Below are 3,368 nucleotides of genomic sequence, written 5' to 3'. Positions count from 1 at the left end.
ATCTTGGCAGGTTCGACGAGCGGGCGTGCGAGAGTTTTTTAACAGTTGCACGTTTGCAGGCAGCAAAGATAGTAGACTCAGTTTTAGAATACGAAGAACAGACGAAGGGCTATATACCGGTGTTTGTAGATGGCACGGGTATAGAAGTGACGGGGCAGTATCATGAAGGTGCGGGGAAGCTCTACGATGGCAGTCTTGGGTATTGGCTTCATGCAGCGTTTGTTGGCGGGCTGTGGGTAACACAGAAGCTGCAAAAAGGCGGTGGCGACGTAGCCCATGGGGTGAAGGAGTTACTGGAGGAGACATCGGAGATGATTGGAGAAGGGCATCCGGTATGGGCACGCTTTGATAACGCTTATTACCGTAAAGAAGTTGTAGAGTCCTGCCGCAACAAGGGCTGGGATTATTCCATCAGCGTGACGAGTGAAACGTACAAGCGCCCTTTACGGGAGCAGATAAGCGACTTGGAAGAAAGTGATTGGGAGGCTATCAATGATGATGGGACTGAGCATGCGGTGCTTCTTTTTCACCGTCCCCGGGGGTGGAAGGAAGAAGAGGCATACGTAGTTGTCCGCTCTTTGTACGAAGGCACACAGAAACTGTTATTGCCCAGGTATACGTTTATCCTTATCAGCAGGGTTGATCTGTCTCTTAAGGAACTTGTGAAGCGGCATCGTGGGAAACAGGGGCAGGAAAACGCGTTAAAAGGACCCTTGATCCACCTGGATTTGCATCATCCGCCCTGTGGTTCTTTCAACGCTAATCGGGCTTTCTACTCAGCCGGGCAGATTGCACAGAATCTGCTGGTTGCCTTGCAGATGAAGCTTCTGCCGAAGGAAGCTCGCAAGCACGGCATCCGGACAATTATCCGCGACCTCGTACGTGTGCCGGGGAAATTGGTACGACATGCCAGAAAGTGGAAGCTTCTTTTTTCAAAGTCGGCGCTTAGGCTGCACTGGCTGTCTCATGCTGCCGATTGCCTCGCTGGTTCAGGGTGAGACCGTAGGCTGAGCCCATAAAAGGAATTTTATTATTGAGGGATGAAGGGATAACTGCGCCTAAATACCGTCAAAATCAACTAAAGAACCATTCTCGCGCTTTATGCTGACCAAAAAAACGAGTAGAAGGAATCCAAAAATCTAAAAATTGGATGCCCGACTATGAACTTCGGGCATGACGGCTAAATCTAAACTGCACAAATAACAAGAAATCACTCTCCTCCCCGGCTTATCAGGGAATCAAGGGAATCGAATTTCGCTCCTTTAATGCCTTGACATTAGGTTAAAATTCGGATATTATAATTCCGAAAATGGACTAAAAATGGAAACAATTAAACGATTCTTAAAGCCCGAAAAGCAAAGTTTTTTTCTCCTCGGGCCGAGGGGTACGGGGAAATCCACCTTTATCAAAAAAACCTATCCGCAGGCCTTGTATCTTGATCTTTTGCTTCCCGACGTCTTCCGGAATTACACTGCCCGTCCCGAGAGGCTGAGAGAGTTGATAGGCGCGCACAAAGAGAAAAGGACGGTTGTTATAGACGAGGTGCAGAAGGCGCCACAGCTTCTCGAAGTGGTGCATAGCCTCATTGAAGAGAAGCGGGGCCTCCAGTTTATCATGACCGGCTCAAGCGCGCGCAAGTTACGCAGGGGAGGTGTAAACCTGCTTGCCGGCCGGGCGCTAATGAAGCATATGCACCCATTTATGGCGGCCGAGCTCAAAAATCTGTTTGAACTGGACAAGGCCCTGCAAATCGGCACGATACCACTCGTTCTTAACAGCCAAGACACGATGGCAACACTTCAGGCCTATGTGGACCTCTACCTCAGGGAAGAAGTCCAGATGGAAGGACTTACGAGAAACATCGGGAACTTTACCAGGTTCCTCGAAACTATGAGCTTTTCCCATGGCTCCGTCCTGAATATAAGCAATGTTGCGCGCGAATGCCAGATAGAGCGGAAGGTAGTGGAAGGCTATATCGTAATATTGGAAGACCTGCTCCTTGCCTTCAGAATCCCTGTATTTTCCAGGAGGGCGAAAAGGGCAGTTGCCTCCCACCCGAAGTTTTATTTTTTCGATGCCGGCATTTACAACGTCCTTCGGCCATCAGGCCCTCTTGACCGACCCGAGGAGAAATCAGGCGCCGCACTCGAAGGGCTGGTTGCCCAGCACTTGAGGGCATGGATAGATTATTTCCAGCCCGGGTGCGAACTGTTCTATTGGAGGACCAGCGCCGGGTCCGAAGTTGATTTTATTGTATACGGGAAGGACATCTTCCAGGCGATAGAAGTAAAAAACACCGCTACCATACATCCTCAGGATCTCAGGCCGCTCAAGGCATTCGGTGAAGACTACCCCGAAGCAAAAAGGCTCCTTGTCTATCGGGGAAGGGAGAGGCTGTTAAGAGATGGTATTTCCATCGAGCCGGCTGCGGAATTCCTTCTTGGATTAAAGTGAAGAACCGGAAGATTCCGGATGTCCACAACCGGGCTTATTGCCATTGTTTGTTTTTTCTGTCGATAATGCCGTTTGTTCAGCTTGTTTGTCTGCTTGCCCTCTTCTTGCCGGGGAGTTTCTTCACCATGCGGCCTCCTTCATACACCACCAGCGGCTAAGCATGCCCCGATGACCTTGTCCTTTTCCACCACATTCTTGTCTTTATTATGCTTCCATCCGGTCGTTGCATGTGCTTTGCCGTATATGCCCGCTCAGGCAGCGACGGGTTGATCTTCACACTATCTCAAAGCTGCTCGGCCACAAAGATTTGAGGATGACGAAGCGTTACGCGCACCTCAATGTGGACTCATTGAGAAGCGCCGTTTCAAAGCTGAATATCACGTTTTTATCACGTTCTGAAGGGGAGACACACGCAGAAACCCTGTAACCCCTTGATTTTATTGGCGGTCCCAACGGGATTCGAACCCGTGTTTTAGCCTTGAGAGGGCCACGTCCTAGGCCTCTAGACGATGGGACCTTTATTCAGAAAGAGACCGCAGATAGCGATAGAGTTATTTCTCAATTAATCCATGAAGCATCATAGCTATCTCGTCGAGTTCTGCATATAAACCTTCAAAGGTATCTTTATCAAGATACTTCCTGTTTTTCATAATATAAAGAAGACTCGCTGTTTCATAAATTGAGCCCTTTGCAACAGAATAATGATATTTCTGCTCTTTTATATTGCTTCTGCCAGTTGCTTCTGAAATGTTGGCAGATATTGAAAGACAGCTTCTTCTTATCTGATCTCCAATTGAAGACTGATATCTAATCGGAATTTTGTCAGATACTGAAGCTACCTTTTCAAATGCCTCAAGACTTTTTTGCCATACATTAAGTTTTTCGAATTTAAACATTCTCTATCTCAAGTCTCT

3 protein-coding genes and 1 tRNA gene are annotated in these 3,368 nt (G+C 48.2%); 2 read left to right on the top strand and 2 right to left on the bottom strand.

The window, feature by feature from the left end:
* Together AB1552_14235 and AB1552_14230 are read left to right on the top strand one after the other, a co-directional pair.
* Positions 1-998 (top strand): transposase (locus tag AB1552_14235; protein MEW6054917.1); only part of this gene is annotated, 998 nt, incomplete at its 5' end.
* 322 nt (positions 999-1,320) lie between these two features.
* On the top strand, positions 1,321-2,454 hold the full coding sequence (locus AB1552_14230; GenBank protein ID MEW6054916.1) for an AAA family ATPase: 1,134 nt from the start codon (positions 1,321-1,323) through the stop codon (positions 2,452-2,454).
* A 441-nt stretch (positions 2,455-2,895) separates the two neighbouring features.
* Here AB1552_14230 and AB1552_14225 read toward each other — a convergent pair.
* Positions 2,896-2,971 (bottom strand) — tRNA-Glu (locus tag AB1552_14225).
* Positions 2,972-3,005: 34 nt separating this feature from the next.
* Entirely contained in the window at positions 3,006-3,350 is a 345-nt protein-coding gene (locus tag AB1552_14220) for a four helix bundle protein (protein MEW6054915.1), read from the bottom strand.
* Positions 3,351-3,368: the final 18 nt, after the last annotated feature.

It is taken from the genome of Nitrospirota bacterium, from assembly GCA_040754395.1.
Classification (GTDB): domain Bacteria; phylum Nitrospirota; class Thermodesulfovibrionia; order Thermodesulfovibrionales; family SM23-35; genus JBFMCL01.
This window is presented reverse-complemented; position numbering and strand designations above follow the sequence as displayed.